Consider the following 372-nt stretch of genomic DNA (forward strand, 5'->3'; position numbering starts at 1 on the left):
ATTTCCCAGTGTCCTGTTTCCTATGGACGCCGTAATAAATTTAAAACCCCGGCGGATATGCTGCTCTGGCAAAAAGAGCACGCTTTCAAAGCAGGACAACAAGCGACCCGCGAGGAAGATTTCCAGATCGGCGAGATTTTCAAGTCGCAGGCTCCGGAGTATACGCAAGAATACGAGAAACTAAGACAGAGATTAAGGGAGGGCAGTCGCAATGGCTAAACAAGAATTTCTGTTAACCGGAACGGGCGGACAGGGCTTGATTTTAGCGGCGATCATGTTGGCAGAGGCCGGAATTATTGCCGACCAAAATGTCGCTCAGAGTCAAAGCTATGGACCTGAAGCCAGGGGAGGTGCCAGTCGGGCTGAAGTCAT

At 50.5% G+C, this 372-nt stretch carries 1 protein-coding gene and 1 pseudogene; both read left to right on the plus strand.

The genetic code is table 11. The features are described from left to right. Positions 1 to 219 (plus strand): annotated as a pseudogene (locus ACYQ3Q_RS28555) (2-oxoacid:ferredoxin oxidoreductase subunit beta); the annotation flags it as partial. Further along, positions 212 to 372: 2-oxoacid:acceptor oxidoreductase family protein (locus tag ACYQ3Q_RS28560; protein WP_459931756.1), on the plus strand; the 161-nt coding region annotated here is incomplete at its 3' end. The pseudogene ACYQ3Q_RS28555 and the gene ACYQ3Q_RS28560, both read left to right, overlap by 8 nt.

Source organism: Desulfosporosinus burensis (genome assembly GCF_054657535.1).